The sequence below is a fragment of the Nocardia sp. CA-119907 genome, assembly GCF_050955995.1.
Taxonomy (GTDB): domain Bacteria; phylum Actinomycetota; class Actinomycetes; order Mycobacteriales; family Mycobacteriaceae; genus Nocardia.
In genome coordinates this window covers 4514367-4539487 of the sequence record NZ_CP192091.1, presented here as the reverse complement: position 1 = coordinate 4539487, position 25121 = coordinate 4514367, and the positions used below count along the sequence as shown (strand labels likewise).

23 protein-coding genes and 1 riboswitch are annotated in these 25121 nt (G+C 65.7%); of the genes, 14 read left to right on the top strand and 9 right to left on the bottom strand.

Annotated elements, in window-relative coordinates; all coding sequences use genetic code 11:
• Positions 1 to 45: 45 nt before the first annotated feature.
• From ACQP2D_RS19985 to murQ, 5 genes are all read left to right on the top strand, one after another.
• Positions 46 to 960, top strand: coding sequence for an N-acetylglucosamine kinase (locus ACQP2D_RS19985; protein WP_433685221.1), 915 nt, complete (start codon positions 46 to 48; stop codon positions 958 to 960).
• A 74-nt stretch (positions 961 to 1034) separates the two neighbouring features.
• Positions 1035 to 2564 carry a sodium:solute symporter gene (locus ACQP2D_RS19980; RefSeq protein ID WP_433685220.1) on the top strand — a complete coding sequence of 510 codons (1530 nt, stop codon included), beginning with the start codon at positions 1035 to 1037 and terminating at the stop codon, positions 2562 to 2564.
• Positions 2564 to 3733, top strand: a complete 1170-nt coding sequence (locus ACQP2D_RS19975) for an anhydro-N-acetylmuramic acid kinase (protein WP_433685219.1) — start codon at positions 2564 to 2566, stop codon at positions 3731 to 3733. The genes ACQP2D_RS19980 and ACQP2D_RS19975 overlap by 1 nt, the downstream gene beginning before the upstream one ends.
• Positions 3720 to 4583, top strand: a complete 864-nt coding sequence (locus ACQP2D_RS19970; protein WP_433685218.1) for a MurR/RpiR family transcriptional regulator — start codon at positions 3720 to 3722, stop codon at positions 4581 to 4583. Before ACQP2D_RS19975 ends, ACQP2D_RS19970 begins: the two co-directional genes overlap by 14 nt.
• A gap of 22 nt (positions 4584 to 4605) precedes the next feature.
• Positions 4606 to 5499 (top strand): N-acetylmuramic acid 6-phosphate etherase, encoded by an 894-nt coding sequence (gene murQ, locus ACQP2D_RS19965; protein ID WP_433685217.1) that lies wholly within the window; start codon positions 4606 to 4608, stop codon positions 5497 to 5499.
• Positions 5500 to 5525: 26 nt separating this feature from the next.
• On the opposite strand, the gene ACQP2D_RS19960 is transcribed toward murQ, so the two are convergent.
• Positions 5526 to 6242: an NADPH-dependent F420 reductase gene (locus tag ACQP2D_RS19960; RefSeq protein WP_433685216.1), complete on the bottom strand. Its 717-nt coding sequence runs from the start codon at positions 6240 to 6242 to the stop codon at positions 5526 to 5528.
• A 72-nt stretch (positions 6243 to 6314) separates the two neighbouring features.
• On the opposite strand from ACQP2D_RS19960, the gene ACQP2D_RS19955 reads away from it, so the two are divergent.
• Positions 6315 to 6752, top strand: a complete 438-nt coding sequence (locus tag ACQP2D_RS19955; protein WP_433685214.1) for a nuclear transport factor 2 family protein — start codon at positions 6315 to 6317, stop codon at positions 6750 to 6752.
• 267 nt (positions 6753 to 7019) lie between these two features.
• On the opposite strand, the gene ACQP2D_RS19950 is transcribed toward ACQP2D_RS19955, so the two are convergent.
• Positions 7020 to 7787 (bottom strand): trans-aconitate 2-methyltransferase, encoded by a 768-nt coding sequence (locus ACQP2D_RS19950; protein ID WP_433685711.1) that lies wholly within the window; start codon positions 7785 to 7787, stop codon positions 7020 to 7022.
• 137 nt (positions 7788 to 7924) lie between these two features.
• Here ACQP2D_RS19950 and ACQP2D_RS19945 point away from each other — a divergent pair, with 137 nt between their 5' ends.
• A complete protein-coding gene (locus tag ACQP2D_RS19945) occupies positions 7925 to 8335 on the top strand; it encodes a nitroreductase family deazaflavin-dependent oxidoreductase (RefSeq protein ID WP_433685213.1) in 411 nt (136 codons plus the stop codon).
• 77 nt (positions 8336 to 8412) lie between these two features.
• On the opposite strand, the gene ACQP2D_RS19940 is transcribed toward ACQP2D_RS19945, so the two are convergent.
• A complete protein-coding gene (locus ACQP2D_RS19940; protein WP_433685212.1) occupies positions 8413 to 9936 on the bottom strand; it encodes an FAD-dependent monooxygenase in 1524 nt (507 codons plus the stop codon).
• A 199-nt stretch (positions 9937 to 10135) separates the two neighbouring features.
• On the opposite strand from ACQP2D_RS19940, the gene ACQP2D_RS19935 reads away from it, so the two are divergent.
• Together ACQP2D_RS19935 and ACQP2D_RS19930 are read left to right on the top strand one after the other, a co-directional pair.
• The gene (locus tag ACQP2D_RS19935; RefSeq protein WP_433685211.1) at positions 10136 to 11626 is read left to right on the top strand and encodes a carboxylesterase/lipase family protein; all 1491 of its coding nucleotides are present in this window, start codon (positions 10136 to 10138) and stop codon (positions 11624 to 11626) included.
• Between the two features lie 210 nt (positions 11627 to 11836).
• Positions 11837 to 11916, top strand: a riboswitch (ZMP/ZTP riboswitch).
• Positions 11917 to 11939: 23 nt separating this feature from the next.
• Complete coding sequence (locus ACQP2D_RS19930) at positions 11940 to 13088, top strand: phosphoribosylaminoimidazolecarboxamide formyltransferase (protein WP_433685210.1); 1149 nt, start codon at positions 11940 to 11942, stop codon at positions 13086 to 13088.
• A gap of 339 nt (positions 13089 to 13427) precedes the next feature.
• Here the strand turns inward: ACQP2D_RS19930 and ACQP2D_RS19925 are convergent, their stop codons facing one another.
• Positions 13428 to 14333: a LysR family transcriptional regulator gene (locus tag ACQP2D_RS19925; RefSeq protein ID WP_433685209.1), complete on the bottom strand. Its 906-nt coding sequence runs from the start codon at positions 14331 to 14333 to the stop codon at positions 13428 to 13430.
• A 72-nt stretch (positions 14334 to 14405) separates the two neighbouring features.
• Between ACQP2D_RS19925 and dapA the strand changes: the two genes are divergently transcribed.
• Positions 14406 to 15299 carry a 4-hydroxy-tetrahydrodipicolinate synthase gene (gene dapA / locus ACQP2D_RS19920; RefSeq protein WP_433685208.1) on the top strand — a complete coding sequence of 298 codons (894 nt, stop codon included), beginning with the start codon at positions 14406 to 14408 and terminating at the stop codon, positions 15297 to 15299.
• A 358-nt stretch (positions 15300 to 15657) separates the two neighbouring features.
• Here dapA and ACQP2D_RS19915 read toward each other — a convergent pair whose 3' ends face one another.
• A complete protein-coding gene (locus ACQP2D_RS19915) occupies positions 15658 to 16425 on the bottom strand; it encodes a methyltransferase domain-containing protein (RefSeq protein WP_433685207.1) in 768 nt (255 codons plus the stop codon).
• Positions 16426 to 16973: 548 nt separating this feature from the next.
• On the opposite strand from ACQP2D_RS19915, the gene ACQP2D_RS19910 reads away from it, so the two are divergent.
• The gene (locus tag ACQP2D_RS19910; RefSeq protein ID WP_433685205.1) at positions 16974 to 17624 is read left to right on the top strand and encodes a hypothetical protein; all 651 of its coding nucleotides are present in this window, start codon (positions 16974 to 16976) and stop codon (positions 17622 to 17624) included.
• Positions 17625 to 17648: 24 nt separating this feature from the next.
• Here ACQP2D_RS19910 and ACQP2D_RS19905 read toward each other — a convergent pair whose 3' ends face one another.
• Together ACQP2D_RS19905 and ACQP2D_RS19900 are read right to left on the bottom strand one after the other, a co-directional pair.
• The gene (locus ACQP2D_RS19905; protein WP_433685204.1) at positions 17649 to 17795 is read right to left on the bottom strand and encodes a hypothetical protein; all 147 of its coding nucleotides are present in this window, start codon (positions 17793 to 17795) and stop codon (positions 17649 to 17651) included.
• 41 nt (positions 17796 to 17836) lie between these two features.
• A complete protein-coding gene (locus ACQP2D_RS19900) occupies positions 17837 to 19408 on the bottom strand; it encodes an LCP family protein (RefSeq protein WP_433685710.1) in 1572 nt (523 codons plus the stop codon).
• 769 nt (positions 19409 to 20177) lie between these two features.
• On the opposite strand from ACQP2D_RS19900, the gene ACQP2D_RS19895 reads away from it, so the two are divergent.
• Entirely contained in the window at positions 20178 to 21080 is a 903-nt protein-coding gene (locus tag ACQP2D_RS19895) for an aromatic prenyltransferase (protein ID WP_433685203.1), read from the top strand.
• A gap of 254 nt (positions 21081 to 21334) precedes the next feature.
• Positions 21335 to 21736 carry a PPOX class F420-dependent oxidoreductase gene (locus ACQP2D_RS19890; RefSeq protein ID WP_433685202.1) on the top strand — a complete coding sequence of 134 codons (402 nt, stop codon included), beginning with the start codon at positions 21335 to 21337 and terminating at the stop codon, positions 21734 to 21736.
• Between the two features lie 44 nt (positions 21737 to 21780).
• Here the strand turns inward: ACQP2D_RS19890 and ACQP2D_RS19885 are convergent, their stop codons facing one another.
• The gene (locus ACQP2D_RS19885; protein WP_433685201.1) at positions 21781 to 22974 is read right to left on the bottom strand and encodes a DUF1501 domain-containing protein; all 1194 of its coding nucleotides are present in this window, start codon (positions 22972 to 22974) and stop codon (positions 21781 to 21783) included.
• Between the two features lie 18 nt (positions 22975 to 22992).
• Positions 22993 to 24309, bottom strand: a complete 1317-nt coding sequence (locus ACQP2D_RS19880) for a DUF1800 domain-containing protein (RefSeq protein ID WP_433685200.1) — start codon at positions 24307 to 24309, stop codon at positions 22993 to 22995.
• A gap of 83 nt (positions 24310 to 24392) precedes the next feature.
• Between ACQP2D_RS19880 and ACQP2D_RS19875 the strand changes: the two genes are divergently transcribed.
• A complete protein-coding gene (locus ACQP2D_RS19875) occupies positions 24393 to 25076 on the top strand; it encodes a response regulator transcription factor (protein ID WP_433685199.1) in 684 nt (227 codons plus the stop codon).
• Positions 25077 to 25121 lie beyond the last annotated feature (45 nt).

Genomic DNA, 25121 nt, shown 5'->3' with positions numbered 1-25121 from the left:
TCCGATCAATCGGTCAGCCCGAGTCTGCTGGTAAGTATGTCTCCCATGACCAGCCATGTCCTCGCAATCGATCTCGGCAAGACCGGCTGTCGCGGTTCATTGCGGCTCGATGGCAGCCAGACGGGCTATGCCGAAGCGCCGGGTGCGCCGGGACTCGCCCATGCGACGGGAATCGCCGAGGCGGAACGAGCGATCCGTGCGGTCATGGACCAGATATCGCCGATGCCGAGCGCTTTCACGCTGTCGGTCGGCGCTGCCGGTGCCGCATCGGCCCCGGATGCGGCCGCCTTCCTGGCTCGCCGCCTTGCCGAGTTCGCTGACGCGGTGGCGGTCACCTCCGACGCGGTCACCGCACACGCCGGGGCGCTCGGCGGATCGCCCGGTGTGGTGCTGGCGATCGGAACCGGAGCCGTGGCGACGGCGGTGGACGCGGCGGGCGGGTTCACCAGGGTCGACGGCTGGGGACCGCAACTCGGCGACGAGGGCAGCGGCGGCTGGATCGGCCTGGAAGGTCTGCGCGCGGCATTGCGCGCCCACGATGGCAGGGGTCCGCAGACCGTCCTGGCCGAGAAGGTCGGCGAACACTACAGCATCGACCTGGACGCGTTGCCGAAATTCCTTGGTGAGCACGATAATCCGGCTTTAGCTGCCGCCAGCTTCGCACCCATCGTCGCGGCCGCCGTGGACGACACCGCGGCAGCGATCATGGCGACCGCCGCCCGCGCACTCGGCCGCACCGTCCGCGCTGCCATCGAACGGTCCGGCCTGCGTCCGCCGGTCCCCTATGCGATCACCGGCGGACTCACCAAACTCGGTGCGCCACTGCTGGACCCGCTCGACCGGCAGATAGCCGACGTGATCGAGCGCCGCGACCCGCTCGGTGATCCGATCGACGGCGCGGCCCTGCTCGCCCTCGACCGGACCACCGCGCTCGAAGCCCTGGTCACCCGAATTGTCTGACAATCATTGACAGATCGTATGTAACCGCTGACACTTATTTTCATTCCCGTCCGCTGCGTCACCGGGGAGCTGCGTTGAACGCACTCGATCTCGCCGTCATCGTCATCTATCTCGTCGCCGTCGCGTGGATCGGCCTGCGGCTGTCCGGAAAGCAGAAGTCCAGCAGCGACTATTTCGTCGGTGAAGGCCGAATGCCGTGGTGGACGGTGTGTTTCTCGGTGGTGGCCACTGAAACCAGTGTGCTCACCGTCATCTCGATTCCCGGCGGCGCGTACACCGATCAGGCCTTCGGAAATGTCGAGCTGGCCGTCGGTTACATCATCGGGCGCACGATAGTGGCGATAGTGCTGATCCCGCTGTACAAGCGCGGCGGGTTCGTCAGCGCCTACCAATACCTCGAGCTGCGCTTCGGTCGCTACCTACAGGGCGTGGCATCAGTGACCTTCGTGTTCACCCGGCTGCTCGCCGAGGGCGTGCGACTGTTCGCCTCCGCCATTCCGATCAAGTTGCTGCTCAGTGAGTTCGGGCTCGACTTCGGCTACGACGCGATCATCATCGCGCTGACACTGCTCACCGTCATATACACCTACCTGGGCGGCATCAAGGCGGTGATCTGGACCGATGCGCTGCAGATGGGCCTCTACCTCACCGGTGCGCTCATCGCGATCGGTGTGCTCACGGGTCACGTCGGGGCCTCGGGGTGGTCGGATGCGTTGCACGCAGGCAAGTTCCGTGTCTTCGATACCGATTTCGGAATTGCGCACATACTGACCAGCACCTTCGCACTCCCGACGGCGATTATCGGCGGGGCGATCTTCGCGATGGCCTCACACGGTTCCGATCAGTTGATCGTGCAACGGATCCTGGCGACGCGGTCGTTGCGGGACAGTCAGAAGGCGATGATCGGTTCGGGCATCTTCGTTGCCATCCAGTTCGCCGCATTCTCCCTGGTCGGTGTGCTCCTGTGGTCCTACAACGGCGGAAAGACGGCCAAAGAACTCGGGCTGGCCAGTGCGGACAGCCTGTACCCCAATTTCATTCTGCACGGCCTGCCGGTGGTGATCTCCGGGTTGCTCGTCGCCGGAATCCTCGGCGCGGCAATGGGTTCGCTGTCCTCGGCCCTGAATTCCATGGCGAATTCGACGGTCGCCGATATCGTTCGCAGCTTCTCACGCCGGACGCTCCCCGATGACACGCTGCTGCGGCTCGCTCGGGTGATGACCCTGGTCTGGGCGGCGCTGATGGCATTGTTCGCGATGGGTTTCAGCGCGACGACCGGCAATGTGTATCTGACGGCACTCACCATCGCCGGATACACCTACGGCGCGCTGCTCGGCGCGTTCCTGCTCGGGCGGCTGGTGTCGCGCGCGAACCAATTCGACGCGATCGTGGCGTTCATCGCCACGGTGATCGTGATGACGTTCGTGGTGCGGGTCGTCAAGATCGATGTCACGGTTGCGGGGAAGGTGGTCGAAAAGGGTATCGCGGCACAGTGGTTGGTGCCGATCGGTGTGCTCGTGACCCTGGTGGTCGGGGCGATCGCGAGTCTGTTCCATCCCGCGTCCACGCCGCGAGAGCCGGAACCTGTTGCGGCGGTGGCGTAATGCGCGTCATCGGGTTGATGTCGGGGACGTCGCACGACGCGATCGATGCCGTCGGCGCGGATATCGTCGTGCGGGACGAGACCGTGCACGTCGAACTCATCGGACAGCTCAGCCGACCGTATCCGGGCTCGTTGCGATCGGAACTCATTGCCGCGCTGCCGCCGGCTTCGGTCGATATGGCGACCGTGTGCCGACTGGATACCGCGATCGGTCTGGCCTTCGCGGATGCGGCCGACGCCGCGATGGGCGAATTCTTCGGCGGCAGTGCCGATCTCGTCGCATCGCACGGTCAGACCGTTTACCACTGGGTGTCTCACGGAACGACCCGCGGCACGTTGCAGCTCGGTCAGCCCGCTTGGATCGCCGAACGCACCGGAGTACCGGTCGTCAGCGACTTTCGCTCGCGCGATATCGCCGCGGGCGGACAGGGCGCGCCACTCGTCGGGCTCTTCGATGTGCTGTGGCTGGCCGGACGCCCCGGGCCTGCGGCGGCACTGAATATCGGCGGGATCGCCAATGTCACCGTCACCGGTGATCAGCCGATCGCCTTCGATACCGGACCCGGCAACGCGCTGATCGATGCCGCGGTCGAACGCGGCACCGGCGGTGTGGAGCATTTCGATCGCGATGGCATCCGCGCCGCGCGCGGGAAGGTAGACCCGCGGTTGCTGGAAACGCTTCTCGCGGAACCCTATTACCGCGCACCGGCACCCAAGACCACCGGGAAGGAGCTGTTCAACCATGCCTATCTGGAGCGCGTGTTGGACGGCCGTACCTTATCCGCCGACGATATTGTCGCGAGTGTGACCGAGCTGACCGCACGCACCATCGCCGACGCCCTCGCGCCGCTGCGCCCGACCGAAGTCATCGCCTCGGGCGGCGGAACTCGCAATCCCACCTTGATGGCGCTGCTCGGCGCGAACCTGGACGGCGCGAAACTGTGCACTTCAGATGAACTCGGACTTCCCTCGGCCGCGAAGGAGGCGACCGCATTCGCTGTACTCGGGTTCCTCACCGCACACGGCCTGGCGGGCAGCCATCCCGCCTGTACCGGGGCGAGACGCGCGGCAGTACTCGGATCGATCACCCCGGGAGCGGCCGGGTTCACGCCGTCCGCCGCGCCGACCACCGTCCCCCGACGACTCAGGGTGAACGATGTCCGAGGGTGATGACGTGCGCACTCGCCTGCTTTCGGCGCTGCCCCGGCTGACACCGACCGCCCTGCGCGTCGCGCAGGTGATCCGGCACGATCCGGGCGCCGCCGCACAGCTGACGGTGAGCCAACTCGCCGAGCGGTCGGGTACCAGTACCTCCGCGGTGGTACGGCTGGCCAAAACGCTGGGCTACGAGGGGTATCCGCAGCTGCGGCTCGCGCTGGCCGCGGTCGGTGGCGAGGAGGGATCGCCTGTCTTCGCCACCGATATCGATGCCGATGACGAGCTGTCGAAGGTGCTGCACAAGCTCACCGCCTTCGAAACCGAGGGCATGGTCGCGACCGCGGAGCTCGCCGATCCCGCGACGATGGAGTCCGTTGTCGACGCACTGGTGGGTGCGCGGCGCGTGCTGCTCGTCGGCATCGGCGCTTCCGGGCTGGTCGCGATGGATATGGCACAGAAGCTGACCCGCATCGGAATGTGGTGCGCCGCATGCACATCCGAGGATGATGCGCTGGTGCAGGCCAGTCTGCTGCAGGCGGGTGATGTGAGCGTCGCGTTCTCGCATTCTGGCGAAACCGCCGCGGTCGTCGAAGCGGTGCGCCGATCCGCCGAAGCGGGCGTGACCACGGTCGCCGTGACGGCCGGAACGCATTCCGGACTCGCGAATTCCGCCAGGCACACGGTGTTGGTCGCGGGGCGCGAAGACGGATTCCGTTCCGCGGCAATGGCCAGCCGCATGAGCCAGCTGCTCATTGTCGACGCGCTGTACGTCGGGGTTCTGCAACGCACACCGTCCGCCGCCAAGGCCCTGCGCCGCACCTACGAGGCGGTGGCCGATCGCCGAACCAAGGAGGCCGAATGACACTCGTGACACCGGTGGCGCGGTGACCGAAATCGGCTCGCTGACAACGGAAGCGGTCAATCCGCGCACCTCCACACTGGACTCGATGCCGATCGATGAGCTGCTGCGCGCCATGAACGCCGAGGACGCCGGTGTGGCTTCGGCGGTGGCGCAGGCGATTGCGGAGATCGCGCGTGCGGTCGAGTCGATCGGCGAAGCACGGCGGCGTGGCGGCCGACTGATCTATGTCGGCGCGGGCACCAGTGGTCGTCTCGGCGTACTCGATGCGGTGGAATGCCCGCCGACCTTCGGCACCGATCCCGGCGAGGTGCTGGGGATCATCGCGGGCGGACCGCAAGCATTCCTGCGCGCGGTCGAGGGCGCCGAGGACGATCCGGCCCGCGCCGCCGCCGACCTGACCGCGATCGAACTTACCCGCGACGATGTGGTCGTGGCACTGACCGCGAGCGGACGAACCCCCTACGCCATCGGTGCGTTGCGGCATGCCCGCTCGATCGGTGCCGCGACGGTCGCCATCTCGTGCAACCGCAATGCCGAGGCCAGCGCGCACGCCGACGTCGGTATCGAAATCGACACCGGCCCCGAGGTTTTGACCGGTTCCACCCGCCTGAAAGCGGGCACGGCACAGAAGATGGTGTGCAATATGCTCTCCACCGCCGCCATGGTCCGAGCTGGCAAGGTCTACGGCAATCTGATGGTGGACGTGAAGCCGACCAACGCCAAACTCATCGACCGTGCCCGCCGCATCATCGCCGAAGCAACCGAAGCCGATCCCGCCACGGCCGCAGCACTTTTGGAAGCGGCCGACGGCCACGTCAAAACCGCCATCGTCATGCGCCTGGCCGGAGTAGACGCACCAGCGGCACGCCAACTTCTGCACGACGCGGACGGCCGGGTGCGCGACGCCATCAGCTAGATCCTGCTCCTACGCCACGGGATGGTTCAGTGATACTCGGGCGTCGGCGGAATCGGCTTGCCGTCCGCCACCGCCGTCACCACCGCGTCGGCATCGGCGGCGCGGTACTCCTCGCCGTATACCGCACCGTCGCGGCGCGGGGCCTCCATGACCGCGGCGGCCGCGGTCGCACCGAGATCGACCGGCACGAAACCGGCGTCGGAAATGAGCCCGGCCACGATCAGCTTGGCTTCCGCATCGTCACCGCAGAGCCACTGCACCACCCGGTCATCGCCGACTCGGTGGGCAGCCGCGGCCTGGAAGCCCGAGGTCAGCGTGTTGAACGACTTGGTGTAGCGCGCGCCGGCCATCCGCTCGGCATTGAACTGCGCGGCCGTGGCACCTTCGGGTGGCTGCGGCGCACCGAACTGATTCGTGGTGTCGATGACGATCTTGCCCGCGAGGGATCCCGCCTGCGCCAACGCCTCCGGCAATACCGGCCACGGCACCGAAATCACCACGACATCGGAGATCGCGACTGTCGCGTCGGGTGCACCGACCGTGACGCCGCGCCCGATGTCGGCGGCCAAGGCCGTGAGCGTGTCCGGATTCCGGCTGAAGGCCAGTTGGACCTGGTGCCCCGCCATGGCCAGTTGGCGGGCGATACCGCCGCCGATCCGGCCCGCGCCGATGATGCCGATTCTCATACCACTCCTCGGTAGCCGAAATTCTCCCGACGCACGGTTGGAACTGCGCGGGGCCAATCGTTTTCGACGCTACCCTGGCTCACAGTTCCGCGGCCCGGCGGAACGCCGTGTCGGCAATTCGGAGGCACCATGTTGTCCCTGCAGGAGATTTCGGACCGTTTGGAGATCGAGGACCTCATGGTCCGGTACTCGCATGCGGTCGACACCCAACAGTGGGATCTGCTCGATGATGTCTTCACCGCCGATGCGCATATCGACTATTCGGCGATGGGCGGCGCGGTGGGAGATCTCGAATCGACGAAGAAATTTCTCGCCACCGTCATGCCGAACTTCCTCGCGTTCCAACATCTGATCAGCAATTCGTCGATCACCGTCGATGGTGACACCGCCACCGGGCGCACCATGTGTCACAACCCGATGCTGGTCTCGACCGGTGACGGTCAACAGAGTCTGATGCTGTGCGGGCTCTGGTATCTCGACACCTTCGAACGTCTCGATGGCCGGTGGCGGATCAAGCGGCGGGTCGAGGAGAAGAGCTTTATGTTCGTCGCGCCGGGTACTGCCTGAATGCGAACCGAGGCCCCCGGATTCGGGAGCCTCGGTTCCATTGTGGTCATTCGTGTTGGCATTTGTCGCCGCCGCACGAGCAGGTGCCGCCCTCCTGGCAACCGCACCGGCAGTCGGGACCGCAGGCACAGGGCGCAACGCTGGGAACCATCGCAGGGCCTTTCCGAAGTAGGGATTGCTGCCTGAGAACACCATCGAGATATAGCCGGAAAGCATAGTCGCGCTTTATTCGATCCGGTTGCGCGGACCATAACGGTCGCGATGGCCTCAGCCGATCTTGCGCGCAACGGCGAAGACCCGCCGGAACGGCAGCCAGGTGGTGCCGTCGAGTTGGCGCGGGTAGGCCGCGCGCAGCAGCGGCGCCAGCTGTGCGGTGAACTCCTGCCAGGCCGTATCGTCGAGTGCATCGCGAACCGGGCGCAAAGCGGTTCCGGTGACCCATTCCAATACCGGATCCTCCCCCGACAGCCGTTGCAGGTAGGTCGTCTCCCAGGCGTCGACCTCGGCTCCGGCCAGAGTGAGCACCTGCGCGTATCCGCTGGGGTCGAGCACATCGCGCGGCTGCAGGATGCCCGCGGGCGCGAGCCGCTCGCGCCATCCGTCGCGGGCCGCGAGTTCCCTGATCGCGCGATGGGAGGGCGCGTCGAAGTTGCCCGGAACCTGCAACGCGAGCCAGGCGCCCGTGGGCAGTGCACTCAGCCACTGCGGCAGCAGGGTCGTATGCGTCGGCACCCACTGCAGTACGGCATTGGTGATGACGACATCACTATCTGGGGCCGGTTGCCAGTCCTCGACCGCGGCGAGTGTCGCGTCGATGCCGAGACCGCGTGCCGCGGAGACCATTTCGGGTGACGAGTCGGAGGCCTCGATAATCGCTCTCGGCCAGCGTTCGGCCAGCGAAGCGGTGAGATGTCCGGGGCCACAGCCGAGATCGACGACACGGCGTGGATCCTCGGCCCCAATCCGACCCAGCAGATCGAAGAACGGACGCGAGCGGTGGTCATCGAAGGCCAGATACTTCTTGGGATCCCACATCGGCAGCTCCAGTCGTCGACTCAACCAAACCGTACGTACGTACTGTATTCCTCCGAATGTCCGTCCGGCAAGTGTGCCGGAATTTCGAGCCCACCATCGCGGTTGCTGCCGGAGACGCTGTGAACGATGGGAGCCAAGTGAACGATTTCAACGCGCAAGTGATCGACGAGTTCCGCGCGAACGACGGCAAGGTCGGTGGCATGTTCGAGGGTGCCCGGATGGTGCTGATCACGACGACGGGCGCCAAGTCCGGCCGCCAGGTCACCAGCCCGCTGGTCTACCTCCCGGACGGCGAGCGCATCGTGCTCATCGCCTCGAACGGCGGCGCGGACAAGCATCCGGCCTGGTACCACAATCTGCGTGCGAATCCCGAGTTCACCGTGGAGATCGGCACCGAGAGCTACCCCGCGAAAGCCGAGGTGGTGACCGGTACCGAACGCGACGAACTGTATGCGCGAATGGTCGAGATCATGCCGGGGTTCGGCGAATACCAATCCAACACGTCCCGGGTGATTCCGGTCCTCGCGGTGTACCGCCAGGCGGCCTGACTCGCAGATACGCCGCGACCACGCAGGGTCGCGGCGCATCCACGCCGATCTCGATGTGGCACTGCATATTCGGCTGATCAGGATTTGTCGCCGAACCACCGGCGCAGCGCTTCGAGCAGCCCGGCGTGCGCACCGCAGTCCGCGGCCCAGGCCACATAGCCGTCCGGGCGGATCAGTAGCGTGGAAAGTTCCTGTGGTGCAACAGGTTTCGCCGTGACGATGCGCACCGTATCGGACCACGGCGCGGCGATCGCGCGGAGTTCCTCGGAATCGTTGAGGTCCAGTAGGATCGCACGCCCGTCGGTGCAGTGCGCACCGAGCCGACTGCCGTCGGAGAGTTCGATATCCGGTGTGACCGCGCCGATCAGGCCGTGTCCGGCGCCGAGGTCGTAGCGGTGCAATACGCCGGAGATCTTCTTGAAGATGGCTGTCGCGCCGTCACGGGTCGCGAGCAGATCGGTCATCACACCGCGTAATGCTCTGCTGCGCTGGTCGAGTCGCATCAGCGGGATCTGCGCGCGGGTCCACTCCAGCACCCACGCACCGACCGGATGCCGTTCGGTGGTGTAGGTATCGAGCAGAGTTTCGCGCACATCGCCGCGCACCACGGCGGCCAGTTTCCAGCCGAGGTTGACCGCGTCGCCGATGCCGAGATTGAGGCCCTGTCCGCCGAACGGCGAATGCACATGGGCCGCATCGCCCGCCAGCAGCACACGACCGTTGCGGTAGTCGGTGACCTGGCGGGTGTTATCGGTGAACCGGGTCGCGGAATGCACGGCGGTGATCTCGACCGGCACACCCGAGACCGCGCGCAGGCTGGCCTGCAATTCGGCCGCGGTCACCGGCGCGGTGCGGTCGGCGGGCGGGCCGTCGAGCTCCACCGTGACGAAACGACCCGGCATCGGGCCGTTGACATAGATGCCGTTGTCGGTGGAGTTCCAGCCGGGCCGCAGCTGCTCCGCACCGGTCATCTCGACCAGCGCTTGATGTCCGGTGATCTCGGGATCCAGCCCCGGAAAGTCGAATCCGGCCTGCTTGCGGACCGTGCTGCGGCCGCCGTCGCACCCGACCAACCAGTCCGCGCGGACGGTGTTGTCGCCGACGCGAAGGGTGACACCGGTTCCGTCGTCTTCGAATGCGGTCAGCTCGACGCCGCGACGGATCTGGACACCGAGTGCGGCGGCGCGCCGGGCCAGGATCGCTTCGATCCCCTGCTGGGCCACCATGACCGCCTCGGCGCCCGGGCCCAATTCGGCGAAAGCCGGGTCGTCGAAGTCGACATCGGACGTCTTGAGCATGATGCCCGCGAAATGACCGGCGAACGGCAGCCGCTGAGTGGTCACCTCGGGGCTCAGATATGTACTGGCGGTGCGAATGCGCTCCAGTGCCGCGTTCTGCTGTTCGAGCAGATCGGGCAGCAGTCCGCGCCGGTAGAAGGCCTGGGCGGTCGGCACATTGATCGCACCGGCCTTGATGGTCATATCGGGTTCGGTCAGCCGTTCGACCACCAGCACATCCACACCGCCGAGGCGCAGTTCGCAGGCCAGCATCAGTCCGACCGGTCCGGCTCCCGCGACGACCACATCGAATGTCTCGTTCATGAATCCGACTCTGCCGTTCGATGATTGCGGAGGTCTTGCGTCGGCTTGCGTGCGCCTTGCGTCGGTCCCGCGGTGCTGGTGGCCGGTGCAGGCCTGCGCAAGCCGCACATCCTCGGCTATTCCGAAGTTGTGCGAGCTGGTGGATTCTGTGGTCTGGCGGCGGTGCGGCGTAGAGAATCGAGTCGGACGAAGGAGACCCATGGAACCGATTGTTTCCGTCACCGGCGGCAAGATTCGTGGCCGGACGACCGATGGAGTGAGCGCATTTCTCGGAGTGCCGTACGCGGCCGCGCCGGTCGGGCCCGCGCGGTTTCGACTGCCGACGCGGGTGCCGGACTGGCAGGGTGTTCGGGATGCGCTCACCCATGGCGCCACCTGTGTGCAATCGCCCTATCCCCCGCCGATTCATGCGCTGATCGGCAGTGACGGGATACCGGGCGACGAATATCTGAATGTCAATGTGTGGACGCCGGATCCGGGTGGTTCGGGACTGCCGGTCATGGTGTGGATTCATGGCGGCGCCTACGTCCGGGGTTCCAATGCCAGGGCGATCTATGACGGTGCGGGGTTCGCGCGCGATGGGGTCGTGCTGGTTTCGATCAACTATCGGCTCGGCATCTCCGGATTCGCGGCGGTGGCGGACGCTCCGCTCAACCGCGGACTGCACGATCAGTTGTTCGCTCTGCGGTGGGTGCAGGAGAACATCGAAGCGTTCGGCGGGGATCCGAACCGGGTCACGATATTCGGTGAATCGGCGGGCGGGATGAGCGTGGCGACGCTGATGGCTTCGCCGCTGTCGCGCGGATTGTTCCGGCAGGCGATCATGCAGAGCGGCAATGGCTCCGCGGCGGTCGCCGCCGAAGATGCGCGCAAGCTGGCCGGTGAACTGGCCACCATGCTCGGGATCAATGCCGTCGCAGACGATTTCGGTCGGCTCGGCCCCGAGGGAATTCGCGCCGCGCAGGATAGGCTCACGCTCGAGTTGATGAGCGATCCGGATCCGGAGCGCTGGGGTTCGTCGATCATCGCGAGCGGCCTTGGCATCATGAGTTTGCTTCCCGTGATCGATGGTGAGGTGGTCGAGGGCAGGCCGCTCACCGTGCTCGGCGAGCAGCCCGATCGGGCCATGCCGTTCATCGCGGGATGCACTGCGGAGGAATTTCGCTTCTTCACGGTGCCGACCGGTGTCGGGGCTGGAATCACCGCGGAGACATTGCCTTTCGTCCTCACCCGCTATGGGTTGGACCCCGCCCTCGCGGATATCTATGGAGCCAACCGCCCGGCAGCCGCCCCCGCGGATATCTTCGCCGCGATAGTCACTGATCGGGCCTTCCGTTCCGATACCTTGCACCTAGCGCAATCGATCGCCACCGCGGGCGCGCCGACCTACGCCTACGAGTTCGCTTGGCCGTCGGGCATCGACGGGCTCGGCGCATGTCACGTACTGGAGGTGCCCTTCGTCTTCGATGCGCTCGACGGCGCACATGCACTGACCGGTCCCAACCCACCCCAGCCGCTCGCCGACGAAATCCATTCGGCGTGGGTGGCCTTCGCCGAACACGGCGATCCCGGATGGCCGCGGTTCCAGCCAGATACCCGGCTGGTGCGGATCTTCAACAGCCCGGAATCGGTCGACGTCAGTGATCCGCGTGAAGATGAGTTGGCGGCGTTGCGGAAGTCGGTCGCCTAGGGCAGGGGCTCGCCGCTGGAAGAGAGGTTGTGCGTTCGCTTCGCACAGTTGCTGAGAGCGTGGGTAACTCCCGACAGGTGGACATTGCCGCGAATACGGCAACTGTTTCAGCTTCGTCCTGCGGAAACGTGCTGCGACTCGCAGCGATATGCGGTGGTGTCTTCGCCGTTGTCAGGTGGGCACTGTCCGTGTGCCGCATCATGTTCTAAGGTTGGTGTTCGCGACTGGCGTCACGTGGATAGACCACGAGGAAGCGCACGATCGGAGCGTCGTCCGCCTGGGTGCTCCCGAACTCGAGTTCGGGAGCACGGCAATGGATTTGCGGTACGGCATGAATCCCCATCAGCGGGCCCGGATCATCGACGGCAGTGCCGGTCACATCCGAGTGCTGTGCGGGGTGGCGTCGATGATCAACTATCTCGATGCGCTCAATGCCTGGCAGTTGGTTGCCGACGCACAGCGCGCGACCGACATGGTGGCGGCCGCATCGTTCAAACACGTCTCTCCGGCGGGAGCGGCACTGAACGGGGCGCTCGACGAAACCATGCGCGAGACGTGGGGGCTGGGAACCGGGCAGCTGGGACCGCTTGCCGCAGCCTATGTCCGGGCTCGCGACGCCGATCCTCGATCGTCGTATGGCGACATGATCGCGGTCTCCGAGCCGGTGGACGATGAACTGGCTGAACTGCTGGCAACAGTGGTGTCCGACGGCATCATCGCACCGGGCTACGCGCCCGGTACCGTCGCGAAGCTGGCCCGCAAGAAGCGCGGCCGCTATGTCGTATTCGAGATAGACCCCACCTACCGCCCGCCGGCCACCGAGATTCGCACCGTGTTCGGTGTTGCCATCGAGCAGGACCACGATCGGCAGCCGATCACCGCAGACCTGATTCGCTCCATCGAGGGACCCGCACTCACCGATGCCTCGACCGCGGATGCGTTACTGGGCATGATCACGGCCCGCTACACCCAATCCAACACGGTGGTCCTCGTGCGTGACGGCATGACTGTCGGTGTTGGGGCCGGGCAGCAGTCCCGTGTCGATTGCACCGAGCTCGCCGGAGCCAAGGCGCGAACCTGGTGGCTGCGTAGGCATCACAGCATTCGGAACCTCCCCCTGCCAGCGGATCTGCCGCGTCAGCAGCGGTTGAACTGGCAGATCGCCCTCGCCGCCGGCACCCTCACCGCAACCCAACACCGCGAACTCGCAGAACTGCTCACCCAACCACATCCTCCGATCGAGGCTCGGCAACGCGCAGCATGGAGGCGCCGGCTCAGCGGCATCACTCTGGTCTCCGACGGTTACCTCCCGTTTCGCGACAATATCGACGTCGCCGCCGAACACGGAGTCGCCGTCGTCGTCGAACCGACGGGCGCCCTCCACGGCGACACGATCGCCGACGCCTGCCGCGAACATCGCCTAGCACTCGCCCGCACAGAACTCCGCCTGTTCCACCACTGACCCGAACATTCACGCGACCGTCCGTGTCACCGGGTGGCTCGGTGACGCAGGCGCTCTGGCCGTGTACGGGGTCCGGCTCCCGAGCTACCCGGTTGTCGCAAGCCGTGTCCGTCGGAAGCGTCGGGTGACCGGGCGGATAAGGTCGGTTGACCCCGAGAGCAGGACTGCTGTCATCGTCGCGAAGTCTGCGGGGCGCAGATGTTCGGCCTCGCCACCCCGGATGTCCGCCTCGCGTAGCGTTCTCCAGCGACTACTGCTTGATACACCGACGCGTGCGGGTAGCGCCGGTTACTGGCTGCGGTGGATGGTGGTGTTCGGTAGCCGAGTCGGCACGTGGGCTCAGTGTGATTCGAGCACGCGGGGTGACGGTTCGCTGGAAATTGTTGTGGCGGAAGCACGTAATGCGGTGCGGGCCGCGATCACGGCCGGGTGGGTGCCGGTGCCTCGCCGGTAGGCCAAGTGGGTTTTGCGGCGTGTCGGCAGGGCGGTCAGCACCACGTTGGGTGGTGGGGTGCGTGCGCCGAGTTGTGGGACGAGGGCGACGCCCTGTCCGGCCGCGACCAGTGCGAGGACGGTGCTGAAGTCGTCAACGTGGTGGCGCACCCGTGGCGTGAATCCGACTGCCTGGCAAGCCCGGATCGTCATCGTGTGGCAGAGCGTGCCCGGTGTGCCGACGATCCAGGAGGCGGTACGGTGCTCGGATAGTGGCACGTCGGTTCGGGCGGCCAGGTAGATCGTCTCCTCCAGCAATGGTTCGGTGTCCAGGGCGGGATCGGGCTCGGCGGGCACATAGTCGTACTCCTGGACCAGTGCGATATCCACTATGTCGGTGCGCAACGCGTCCGGGACGGTCGCCGGATCCAGTTCCGTCACAAGCAGTTCCAGTCGCGGATGGTCTCGGCTGAGCGCGATGAGGGCCGGGGACAGGATGGTCGCGACTGCCGTCGGGAAGGCGCCGATGCGCAGCGTTCCGGTGAGCGCGGCGCGGGAGGCCGCGAGATCGGCCGTGGCCTGCTCGAGCGCGGCGAGAATGGTCTCCGCGTGTTCGACCAGGGTGAGCGCGGCGGGTGTGAGGATGACGCGTCGTCCGGTTCGCTCGAGCAGCGGCACACCGGCTTCCCGTTCCAGCGCGGTCAACTGCTGGGAGACGGCCGACGGCGTATAGCTCATCGCCTCGGCGACCGCCGCGATCGTCTTGCGGTGGGCCAATTCGCGCAGCAGGCGCAGCTTGCGAACATCGAGCATCAGCTCAGCTTATGCTTATCTGAACAAATGTGAACTGGACCTGAAGCATCGGCGCGCGGCAGTCTGGGAGCCATGACGCTCACCGGCCTGTTCGTCCCACTGATCACGCCTTTCTCCGCCAACGGCGAATTGGCTGCCGATGCCCTTGCTGGTCTCACCCATGACGTACTCGAGAACGGCGCGACAGGAATCGTCGCCCTCGGTACCACCGCCGAAACCGCCACCTTGACCCCCGATGAGCGCCGCCGCGTCCTCGACATCTGCGGCACCGTCTGCCGAGAACGCAACGCCCCGTTGATCGCCGGTGCGGGCACGAACTCCACCGCCGCCTCGGCCGAAGCCCTCGCCGCTCTCGGCTCCACCGTGACCGCCGCGCTCACCGTCGTCCCGTACTACACCCGCCCCTCGGAAGCGGGCGTCCTCGCCCACTTCCGCCACCTGGCCGCCGCTAGCCCGGTCCCCCTCATCATCTACAACATTCCGCACCGCACCGGCCGCACGCTGAGTCCCGACACCCTGCACCAACTGGCCAGCATCCCGAACATCATCGGCTTCAAACACGCGGTCGGCAGCATCGACGACACCACCATCACCCTGATGAGCGCCCTCCCATCGGATGCTTCCGTCCTCGCTGGCGACGACCTGCACGCCGCCCCACTCCTCGCCCTCGGCGCATCGGGCGCCATCCTCGCCAGCGCCCACCTGGCCACTCCTGCCTTCGCCACCCTGATCCGCCTGTGGCACAGCGGCCCCATCCCGGAAGCTCGCCGACTCACCCACCGCCTGACCCCCCTCTCCGCAGCCCTTTTCGCCGAACCCAACCCCGCAGTCATCAAATCCGCCCTAGCCGCCCAAGGCCGCATCCCTACTCCCTCCGTCCGCCTCCCCCTCCTCCCCGCCTCCCCCGAAACCACAGCCTCCGCCCTAGAAGCCCTGGCTCAAATCCCCACGTCCGTCCCCGCCTGACCACCAGCACTTCATCCCGGTGCCCGTCATCTTTTGCGATGTCATGCGACAGCGAAACCGTCCTCCAGATATGCCGTCACGCCCTCGGCGCGAGCCCGGCGCGCTGCTGCCGCGCCGAGCCAGCACGTCGGGAAGTCGCTTCGCGGCCTCGACGCCATCGCGCCATGCCCGGCTTCGAAGCTCTTCCGCCTGAAGGGGTATCGCCGCTGTCTGATCGGCGCTGATGCACTCCATCGTTGACGAAAACTACAGGGACACTTGGTGGCCAATGACTAAGCGTCGTCGCACAGGAGCTGCGGGACATGATTGCAACCAGGGAACTTCAGTGCGACGCCACAGCGTCTGCAATAACTAGGCGCTATCGGATCCCGACCAGGACGCGGTCGTCGCCGTACTGCCACACGATTCCGGCTTCGGCCAAGCCCGCGTCGTACGCGAAGGCGATGTAGTCGTGGACGGTAGGTCGGTCGTGAACCGTGTCAGCGAATCCCCCGTCGCGCAGGCGCACCAGGTCGGCGAGTTCAGGAGCGCGGTCGACCGCGGCCCACCACGCCTCCCAATCCTCCGAGCATGCAGTTCCCACCCGTTCGGCGCGGCGGGCGGTCATCGCTCTGCCCAGCGCGTCCAGCCGCGAGCCGGTCGCCCCCTCGTAGAAGTGGTCTCCGTTGATGAACAGACCGCCGGGTGCGAGGACGGCCGCGCAGGTCCGGATCAGCGCGCGCAGCGGTTCACGGTTCATCCAATGCAGAGCAGTGGTGCTCACGAAGGCATCGGGCGCTCGATGCAGTCGAAGTCTGTCGAGCCAATCACGCTCGCGCAGATCAATGTTCACCGTACGGAATCGCGGTGACCCCAGGCTCATCTCGGCCAAGGCCAACAGAAGCGGATCCACGTCCACGCCGACAATCGTGGCGGCGGGCATTCGCGTGAGCAGCCGGTCCGACAGCGTTCCCGGCCCGACGCCGAGGTCGACGATCAACGGGTCCATCCGGCCGACGAGTTCGGTCAAGACGTCACCGATGACCTCGAACCGCTGTTCGCGATCGGGCATGTAGTGCTCTTGCTGGCGATCCCACCGGTCGATCCAGTACCGCGCTCGCGATATATCGAGCTTGCTAGTCGTCACACGAATCCTCCTCGAAGGTAAGGTATTTCGCGCAGCCTGCGATAACCGCCGCCCAGTCGGCTCCGGTCGGTGTGGTTCGAGGCATCAGCATAAGTGCGCCGAGCCCAAGATCAGACCATTTGGTCCGGTTCGGAGCGAAAAGACTTCCTCGAGCGCTGACGACCCCAGCACATCCGTCGGTCGCGCCGCGAGCACCATCACAGTGCTTCTGCGGGCCATTGTCCTGGATCGGCACAGATCGCCAATCCGACAGCCGGGTGCGGCAGTGTCGAATAACGCCGGACACCGGAACCGGCTGACCAGCAATATGGCCCACCGGTTCGACTATCACGCGCTGATAGTTCGATCGCTTCCGAATCGCGAACGGAACATGGACCCGCCGCGGTGCGGGGCAGGGTTGAGAGCCTGCCAGTGGTAGATGCGCCGAGTTCGAATCCCGGATTCCACACCAAATGAGGCCGCCGGAGATGTTTTCGTGCCGAACACCAGCGGTATGCCTGCTATGCAGCACAATTGGACGCGGATGAAGGTTCGGCCAGAGGTAAGTCATGAATATTCGCAAGACACTGCTGGTTTCAGTGCTGGCACCGTTGTTGGTTGCCGGCTGCGCACATGACGGTTCGAAAACCGTCGCGCACGCGGTGATTCAACCCCCTGCCGCGCAACAGACCTTGCAGGTGCCGGTCGGTCCCGGTCCTTCCGGCACGTACACGGTGCAGGCGCAACCGGCTCCGGGCAGCTGCCACTACCGCAAGTCCGGCGACGGGCAGTCGCTGCCCGATCCTGCGTGCACCCCGGGCGCGATCAATCCGAAGGTTGCCGCGGACAACCTCGGCGACACCATCTGCAAGGGCGGATACACTTCCTCGATCCGTCCACCGGCCAACATCACCGACCGGGAGAAGGGCGCCAACGCGAAGTCCTACGACTACACCGGCCCATTGCATGACGCCGAGTACGACCACCTGGTGTCGCTGGAGCTCGGCGGCGACCCCAACGACCCGCGCAACCTGTGGGTGGAGCCACCGTCCCCCGATCACAAACCGGGCGCGGGGCCGAATAATCCGAAAGACGCCGTCGAGAACAAGTTGCACACGCTGGTGTGTTCCGGCAAGGTCGCCTTGACCGACGCTCAGAACGCCATAGCCACCGACTGGACCACGGCCCTTGCCATCGTCGGCCACCCCGACGGCAAGTAGACCACCCGCCATATCGGTGGGGTATCAGCCGCGCACGGTGGAGAACGCCGCGCTGCCGATACCCGCGACCAGGCAGTAGCCGGCGAACGGTGTCAGCTTCTTGGTCTCGAAGTACATGGTGAGGAACGTGACCGAGACACAGGACATCGATTCCAGATACGTGATGGCCACGCGCTTTCCTGTCGAGGGTCGGGGCTCGAATGTCCGGCTGGTCAGTCCACGCAGGGAACGTTGGATCCGATGCTGGTGGTGACGGGTTTGCCGGAGTCGGGTGCCTCGTCGGCGGGTGTGGAGGTGGTGGCGCCGGTGGACGAGGTCCTGGGCGATCCTGTGCCGGTCGAGGTGGTGGAGCTCGATGATGATGTGCCGGAACTCAATTCGTCGGGCAGGGTGAAGTCGCTGCCGATCACGATCTTGATGTGGCCGGGGTCGAGGTTCTTGGAGGCGGTCGTCGGTAGCCCACCGAGTAGATCCGCGGCCTGGGTGGCATCGGTGTCGGCGCCAGTGCCGTAGTAGACGACCGAGCTGGAACCGTCGGTGTAAGCGGCGTTGCCGATGGTGCCTTTCTGGAATCCCTTGTCGGCCAACGTGGTCGACACTTTCGCGGCCATACCCGTCGCGCCGCCCGCGTTGACGACGTCGACGGTGCTGGTGGGTGTGGTCTTGGGTGCGCTGGGGGGAGCGGCCTGCACACCGAACGCCGTGCGCACCGCCTTTTTGATGGCGGCCGGGTCGATGATGTTGACGTCTTGGCCGTCGACGGTCTGGTATCCCTGCACGGGCAGGGTCTGAAATTCGATCGGAATCGAACCGGCCTTGCCCATGGTCTGCGCGAAGTCGAGCACATTCCAGCCCTGGGAGAGCACCACATCGTTCTGTGCGGCGTTGATCAGCTGCTGCATCTTGCCGATGTTGGTGAGTGTGCCGGACCCCTTGAGCTGCTTGGCGACCGAGGTGAGGAACGCCTGCTGGCGGTGGGTGCGGTCGAGGTCGCCGTTGTCGAGTTCGTGGCGCTGCCGGACGAACGACAGCGCGTTGGCGGCATCGAGATGTTGGGGTCCGGCCGGGAACACCGCGCCGGAGTAGTACTCGTCGTTGACGGCGTGGTTGAGACACACATCGACACCACCGAGAATGTTGGCAAGGTCGTAGAAGCCGACGAGGGAGACCTCGGCGAACCGGTTGATCGGTACTCCGGTCAGTGCCTTCACGGTTTGCACGATGGATTCGCGACCGGCCTCTCGGCCCTGGCGTTCCAGTTCGACCTTGTCTTTGACGCCCTGGTTGGCGAGCTTTTGCTCGACAGTCACCTTCTTCAGCCCATAGGCTTCCTTGATCTTGGCGTGGTCGTAGCCGGGGATCCCGGTGACCGCGACGTAGTCGTCGCGGGGGATGGAGAAGGCGGTGATCTTCTTCAGATCCTTCGGAATGTGTACCAGGATCAGCGAATTGGCGTTGTAGCCGCCTTCGCTGCCGTCACCGGCGTGCAACTGGTCCATGACGTCTTTGGGCAGATCGTTGCCGTTGCGGTCTTTACGTGTGTCCAGTCCGATGAGCAGGATGTTCATATCGCCGTCGAGCGCGGCGGCGTCTTCGGAACTGATCGCCCCGGACCGGTCGAACCCGTCATCGACGGCGCGCTCGGTGTAGTACGCGAATCCGGTGCCCGAGACGACGACCACAGCGGTGGCGGCCACCACCAGGCGCACGGCGGTCCGTGCGACCTTGGCCTGCCACGACGACGATTGCGCGGACTGGGGGCGACGGTTGGGCCGCTCCGGCACATACCGGTCGGTTGGGCCCTCGGCGGTGTCGGTCGCCTCCGCCCGCGGCACACGTAGACCACCCGAGCCCACTGCGCGTGTTCCGGCACCGCGGGTCACCGTTCCCGAGCCTTCGCGTGCAGCGCCCGCGCCCGATCTCCTACGCTCGGCACGCGACGTACCGCGGTCTCCCGCACGTTGCGAACGCCGGGCGCTCTCGGCGCGGGCGGCCACCTCGCGAACCCCCTCGACAGGCGCTTCCGGCCGAGCATGACGACCACCAGACCTGGGAACCACGACCGGGATCGGTTCGGTTTCGTCACTCATCCAAGCCTCACATCACTGTGCCACGCGGAATCGCCGATACTTTTCGCCGGGTTGAACCATCCTGCACGACGTCGATGCCACAAGCAGATTCCGAGCCGCGTGCTTCACCATCGGCGCTCTCTTTCTACAGTGTCGATAGGTCGCGAAGTCTGCCGAAGTGCCGCTGAGCGCAGGCTGAAAGTGTGTTGCCACTCACAGAGCCGGCCGCTCTGGCGTTCGCGTAGATCTGGTAGCCGTGTTTGCCCGGCAGGATGACGTCGAGCACCAGCACGTCGAAATCACCGGTCGCGGCCAGTTCCAGTCCGTCGATTCCGTCGTGCGCGACTTCGAGGGCTACGTCGCAGCGTAAAGTGCTGTCTGCGTTCCGGATTCGACTCTGACGAGCTGACTGGCTCTGTGGCCGATAGGGATTGGCGAGGCCGGATCGCGATAGTCGTAGCACTCATCTTCGGAAGGACGCATGTTGACCACAACCGAATCCGAGCTGGAGGGTCTCTATGCGGCCATTGAGAAATCCGCGCGGCTGGTGAACGTCCCCTGCGCGCGAGACACTGTCTGGCCCACCCTGACCGCATACGGCACGATGCTCACGCAGTCCGTGATCTCTTTGCGAGTGGTCACCGAAGCCCGCCGCTCGGGAGACCTCGACTACCGTTTTTTGACGCTGCCGAGAGACGTCGACCCTTACGACATCGCTCTTTCGAACAAGCTGATTTCCGAGACCGATCATCCGGTTGGCGCTCTACTGGACCAGGTCCGGAAACAGTGCCCTATCGACAGCTACGGGATCGACATCGGTGTAGTCGGCGGCTTCAAGAAAATCTGGCCGTTCTTTCCTGCCGATGGCATGCAAAAGGTATCGGAGCTTGCCGCACTCCCGGCCATGCCGCCAAGTCTCGCCGAGCACGCCCGCCTGTTCGCACGTCACGGCTTGGAGGACAAAGTCGGCTTGCTCGGGATCGACTACTACGACAAGACGATGAACGTGTATTTTCCCGGACTGCCGGCCGACTACTTCGAACCTCGCGCCATCGTGTCGCTGCACCGAGAAGCCGGACTTCCCGACCCGAGCGATCAATTCCTCTCGCTCACCGAGAAAGCATTCGATATATACGCCACCATAAGCTGGGAATCTCCACGGATCGAGCGCCTCTGCTTCCCCGTGATAACACCGGACCCGACAACGCTCCCGGTCCCGATCGACCCGCGCTTCGAACAACTCGTCGACAAAGTTCCGATCAGCACGACCGACCGCCGATTCACCTATGCCGCCACCTCGTCGCCCAGCGGAGAGTCCTACAAATTCAGTTGGTTCTACCAATGGCAACCCAGAATTCTGGACAAGATGAAGACGTCCGATTCATAGAACTGCCAATAGGGCGTTCTCCGTGGCGATCCCGCCACTTCTCCTGCAGCCCGTCAATGGCGGTGTGATCGGAGGAAGTAGCCTCCGGCGAACCGGCCTCCCGCTACACCTCCTCGGCCCCCGCCAAAGCCGAACTCGCCTGGGAGCCACGACATCCCGACATCGGCGCGACGCCCTTCCACCAGCCCACGTCATCCTGAACCAAGCAAAGGATGGCGCGGTCGCTGCCGGAGGCATCCCGCTAGGCTTCATTGGTGACTTTCACTACGAACGAGCAGCAGTTCCTCGCGGAGGCCGGGATCGGTCGGCTGGCCACGGTATCGCCCGACGGCATTGTGCAGAACAACCCGACCAGCTATCGGGTGAATGCCGACGGCACCATCGACATCGGCGGTATGCGCATGCACGCCAGCCGTAAGTACCGCAACGTCGAGGCGGGCAGTCGGGTGTCGTTCGTCGTCGACCAGCAGGTCTCGTTGGAGCCGTACGTCATTCGCGGCATCGAGGTGCGCGGCACGGCCGAGGCGCTCGACGACCAGGAGCCGCCGTTCCCTCCCCAGGAGCGCGCGATCATTCGGATCCATCCCGAACGGATCATCTCCTGGGGCATCGACGGCGGCTCCTTCGATTTCACCAGTCGCACGCCCAACAGCTAAATGGTCGCGCCCGTAAGTCCAACAGACTTACGGGGCGCGACCACTTAAACGATCAACCCCAGGTCGTGACGAGAGGTACCGACCGCGGGACCCGGGTCGGTCGCGACCACGCGGTGCAGCAATTCCGAGTAGATGTCACGGAAGTCGACGGTGGTCTTCAGATCACCGTTGTCGAGGTCGGTGAGGCTGGGCTCGTCGCCGTAGAAGCCGCCCTTGACCCGCGCTCCCGCAACGAACACCGGCCCGGCAGTGCCGTGGTCGGTGCCCTGAGAAGCGTTGGCGGCGACGCGGCGGCCGAATTCGCTGTAGGCCATGAGAACTACGTCGCGGCCACGGGGATGCCCTGCCATATCTGTCAGGAATGCCGACACCGCCTCGTCGAGCCGTCCGAGCAGTTGCTGCTGGGTGCGGCGTTCATCGGCATGGGTGTCGAAGCCGCCCAGGCTGACCGAATACACCTGGGTGGGTACATCCGCCTTGATGCACTGGCCGACGAGCGCGAGCTGGGCGGCGAGCGGATTGCCACCAGGGGCAGCGGGTTTCGCGCCGATCGAGGAAAACGTCTGGGTCACAGCCTGTTCGGCGTGATAGCCGGCGCAGACGAGCGTCTGGGCGGGACTGTCGCGGGGGTCGGTGGCGGCGAGGGCGGCCGACGCGGCGGATAATTCGGGCGATAGCGGTGCGGAGGCGGGATCCAACGCCGCTGCGGTGTGCTTCTCCCCTATCGCCAGCTGCGGCAGCACCGGGCCGATATTGACCGCACGCACCGGGTCGTCGCCGGTCGCGTCGAGCCAGCGCCCGATCCATCCGGCATTGACCGGGCGGTCCGGAGCGGCCGTCTGCCAGATGTCCATCGAGCGGAAATGGCTGTGATCCGGATGCGGATAGCCGACCCCGCGCACGATTGCGAGGTTGTGGCCGCCCCACAGGTCCGCGAAGCCCTTCATCGCCGGATTGAGTCCGAGCTGCCCATCCAGGTGCAGTACCTCCTGCGGCTGATACGACAATTCCGGCCGCGCATCGTGATAGGCATTGTCCGCGTATGGAATCACGGTGTTGATGCCATCGTTGCCGCCGTACATCGTCACCAGGACCAGGATTCCGGTGCCCGGCGCCAGGGGGGCGGCGGCGGCGTGCCGGTGCACTTCCTCCCAGGTGATCACGGAACCAGCGGCCAGCCCGAGCGCACCCAGTACGCTGCTGCCGACAAGGAACTGTCTGCGATTGAATCGAGTCATGGTTCGATGACTTTCCGGTCAGCTGGTCAGGTACTCGGGAGTGTTCACCGCGATCGCGGTGAGTCGGGCGGGATCGTTCCGAACCGCCGCGAGCACGGCGGCGCTGCGGTCCGACCAGGCGCCGATGCCGAGCTGGTAGCCGACCGCATCGAGGCGATCGCCCGGCGCGGCGGACGAAATCCGGCTCAGGTCCACCTTTTTCACGAGCTCAGATGCCGCGGTGAACCGAATCTGCGCCGCCGCCGTCGACATCCACGCCTGGCCGTGCGGCCAGCCGCCGACCGACGGCGGGTAGAACGGCAGCTGTCCGAGATTGCGCAGCACACCCGCCAGCTTCTTGACCTCGGCGTCGTCGTCCATCGGCACCGCCAGCGCCCGCACCATGCCGATCAGCCATTCGACCGGACCGTGCACGACAGTGTCATGCACGGCGGCGAATTCGTCGTCGGTGAGGATCGCGACCACCATCCCCGCGGCATCGCGGTTGGGTCCGTATGCCGCCACGGCACGATCGATCGCCGGTTGCGACGGCGGTGTATCGGAGCCGAGCTGCTGCCACATCCGCCCGGCCACATAGCGAGCCGACTCGGGCAGGCCGAGCACGATCTCGCAGAATTCGCGGGCGCCGAGCGAACCCGTCACGCCGAGTATGGTTTTGGGGCCCGGATCGTGCCGCTGAGAATTCAGGGTGGCGACGCCGCTGCCGTCGATCGTCCACCCGGTCAGCGCACGCGCGCCTTCACGCACATCGGTCTCGGTGTAGCCGTTGCTGTGCCCGAGCGCGAACAGTTCCAGGAACTCGCGCGACAGATTCTCGTTGGGTGCCTTCGCCGAATTACTGGTGCCGTCGAGCCATTTGAGCATGGCCGCGTCGGTGAGCATCGCGTAGGCCAGCGCGCCGAAGTCGCCGGTGCCCAAAGTGCGCAGCTTCTGGTTCTGCGCGGCCAAGGCGCCGGCATTGCGAACCTTGGCCGCCGATGTCGCGAAATGGTTGTGCCACAACAGGGTCAGCTTCTCATGGATCGGCTGATGTACGGCGGCCATGCGCTGTAACCACCACACGGTCAGCATTGCGAGTTCGTTGTTGCGTTCGGCGTTGTACCGTCGGCGGGCCTCGGGCGTCGCGTTTTTACCCGGTGCGGCGGTCTCGGCGAACATCGGCATCGGCGTCGCCCGCGCACCGGCATCGGCGTCCGGGCCGGTGGTCAACGCCGATCGCAGATAGTCGGCGGGCTGCTCCGCACGCACGGCATCGATCTCGGCTCCGGTCGCGCCGAAGCCGGCGCGACGAAGCACGCGCGCGGTGCGCATCCACTGCGCCGATTGGCTGCCCATGATCCGAGTATCGCGTCGGTCCCGGCGTTCATCGGCTCGCTCATCGCGACCTTTCAGGCAATCTTCAGCTGCGAGGCGCAACAATGACACCTGTGCAGCCGGGACGAATACTTGTCATCGAAGACGCCGAGGCCATCCGGGTCGCGGTGGGATCGGGGCTGACCACGGCCGGACACGAGGTGCTCAGCCGGGAGCACGGCCAACAGTTGGAGCGCGATCTCGCGCAGTTCCGGCCGGATGTCGTCGTGCTCGACATCATGTTGCCCGGACGCGACGGATTCACCCTGCTGGAAACCGTGCGCGCCAGATCAGGGGCCGGTGTCGTCATCCTGACCGCCCGCGACGGTATCGAGGATCGGCTGCGCGGGCTGCGGGCCGGCTCGGATGACTATGTAGTCAAACCGTTCGACCTGGCCGAGCTGGTGGCCCGGGTCGATGCGCTGTTGCGGCGGATGGGCAGACTCCAGACCAAGACCACGATCGGCGATCTCGTCATCGACGTCGAATCCGGGGCGGTGCACCGTGGCGGCGAGACCATCGCGCTGACCCTCACTGAGTTCAAGCTCCTCGGCTATCTCGCCGCGCACCGCGACCGGGTGGTCACCAAGGCCCAAATCCTCACCGCCGTATGGGGATACGAGGATTACGATCCCAACCTGGTCGAGGTGAATGTCAGCGCCGTTCGGCGCAAGCTGGAGGCACACGGACCGCGGCTGCTGCACACCGTGCGTGGCCTCGGCTACACCTTGCGGGTCGGCGACCAGTGAGCTGGCAGCGCCGCCCGGTTGACCACCACCGCTCTCATCGGACCG

Coding starts and splice junctions, on each gene's coding strand:
- ACQP2D_RS19975 (WP_433685219.1), top strand. CDS start 2,564: ATGCGCGTCATCGGGTTGATGTCGGGGACGTCGCACGACGCGATCGAT.
- ACQP2D_RS19875 (WP_433685199.1), top strand. CDS start 24,393: ATGACACCTGTGCAGCCGGGACGAATACTTGTCATCGAAGACGCCGAG.
- ACQP2D_RS19970 (WP_433685218.1), top strand. CDS start 3,720: ATGTCCGAGGGTGATGACGTGCGCACTCGCCTGCTTTCGGCGCTGCCC.
- ACQP2D_RS19985 (WP_433685221.1), top strand. CDS start 46: ATGACCAGCCATGTCCTCGCAATCGATCTCGGCAAGACCGGCTGTCGC.
- ACQP2D_RS19925 (WP_433685209.1), bottom strand. CDS start 14,333: ATGCTCGATGTTCGCAAGCTGCGCCTGCTGCGCGAATTGGCCCACCGC.
- ACQP2D_RS19955 (WP_433685214.1), top strand. CDS start 6,315: ATGTTGTCCCTGCAGGAGATTTCGGACCGTTTGGAGATCGAGGACCTC.
- ACQP2D_RS19885 (WP_433685201.1), bottom strand. CDS start 22,974: ATGACTCGATTCAATCGCAGACAGTTCCTTGTCGGCAGCAGCGTACTG.
- dapA (WP_433685208.1), top strand. CDS start 14,406: ATGACGCTCACCGGCCTGTTCGTCCCACTGATCACGCCTTTCTCCGCC.
- ACQP2D_RS19935 (WP_433685211.1), top strand. CDS start 10,136: ATGGAACCGATTGTTTCCGTCACCGGCGGCAAGATTCGTGGCCGGACG.
- ACQP2D_RS19910 (WP_433685205.1), top strand. CDS start 16,974: ATGAATATTCGCAAGACACTGCTGGTTTCAGTGCTGGCACCGTTGTTG.
- ACQP2D_RS19940 (WP_433685212.1), bottom strand. CDS start 9,936: ATGAACGAGACATTCGATGTGGTCGTCGCGGGAGCCGGACCGGTCGGA.
- ACQP2D_RS19930 (WP_433685210.1), top strand. CDS start 11,940: ATGGATTTGCGGTACGGCATGAATCCCCATCAGCGGGCCCGGATCATC.
- ACQP2D_RS19950 (WP_433685711.1), bottom strand. CDS start 7,787: ATGTGGGATCCCAAGAAGTATCTGGCCTTCGATGACCACCGCTCGCGT.
- ACQP2D_RS19880 (WP_433685200.1), bottom strand. CDS start 24,309: ATGGGCAGCCAATCGGCGCAGTGGATGCGCACCGCGCGCGTGCTTCGT.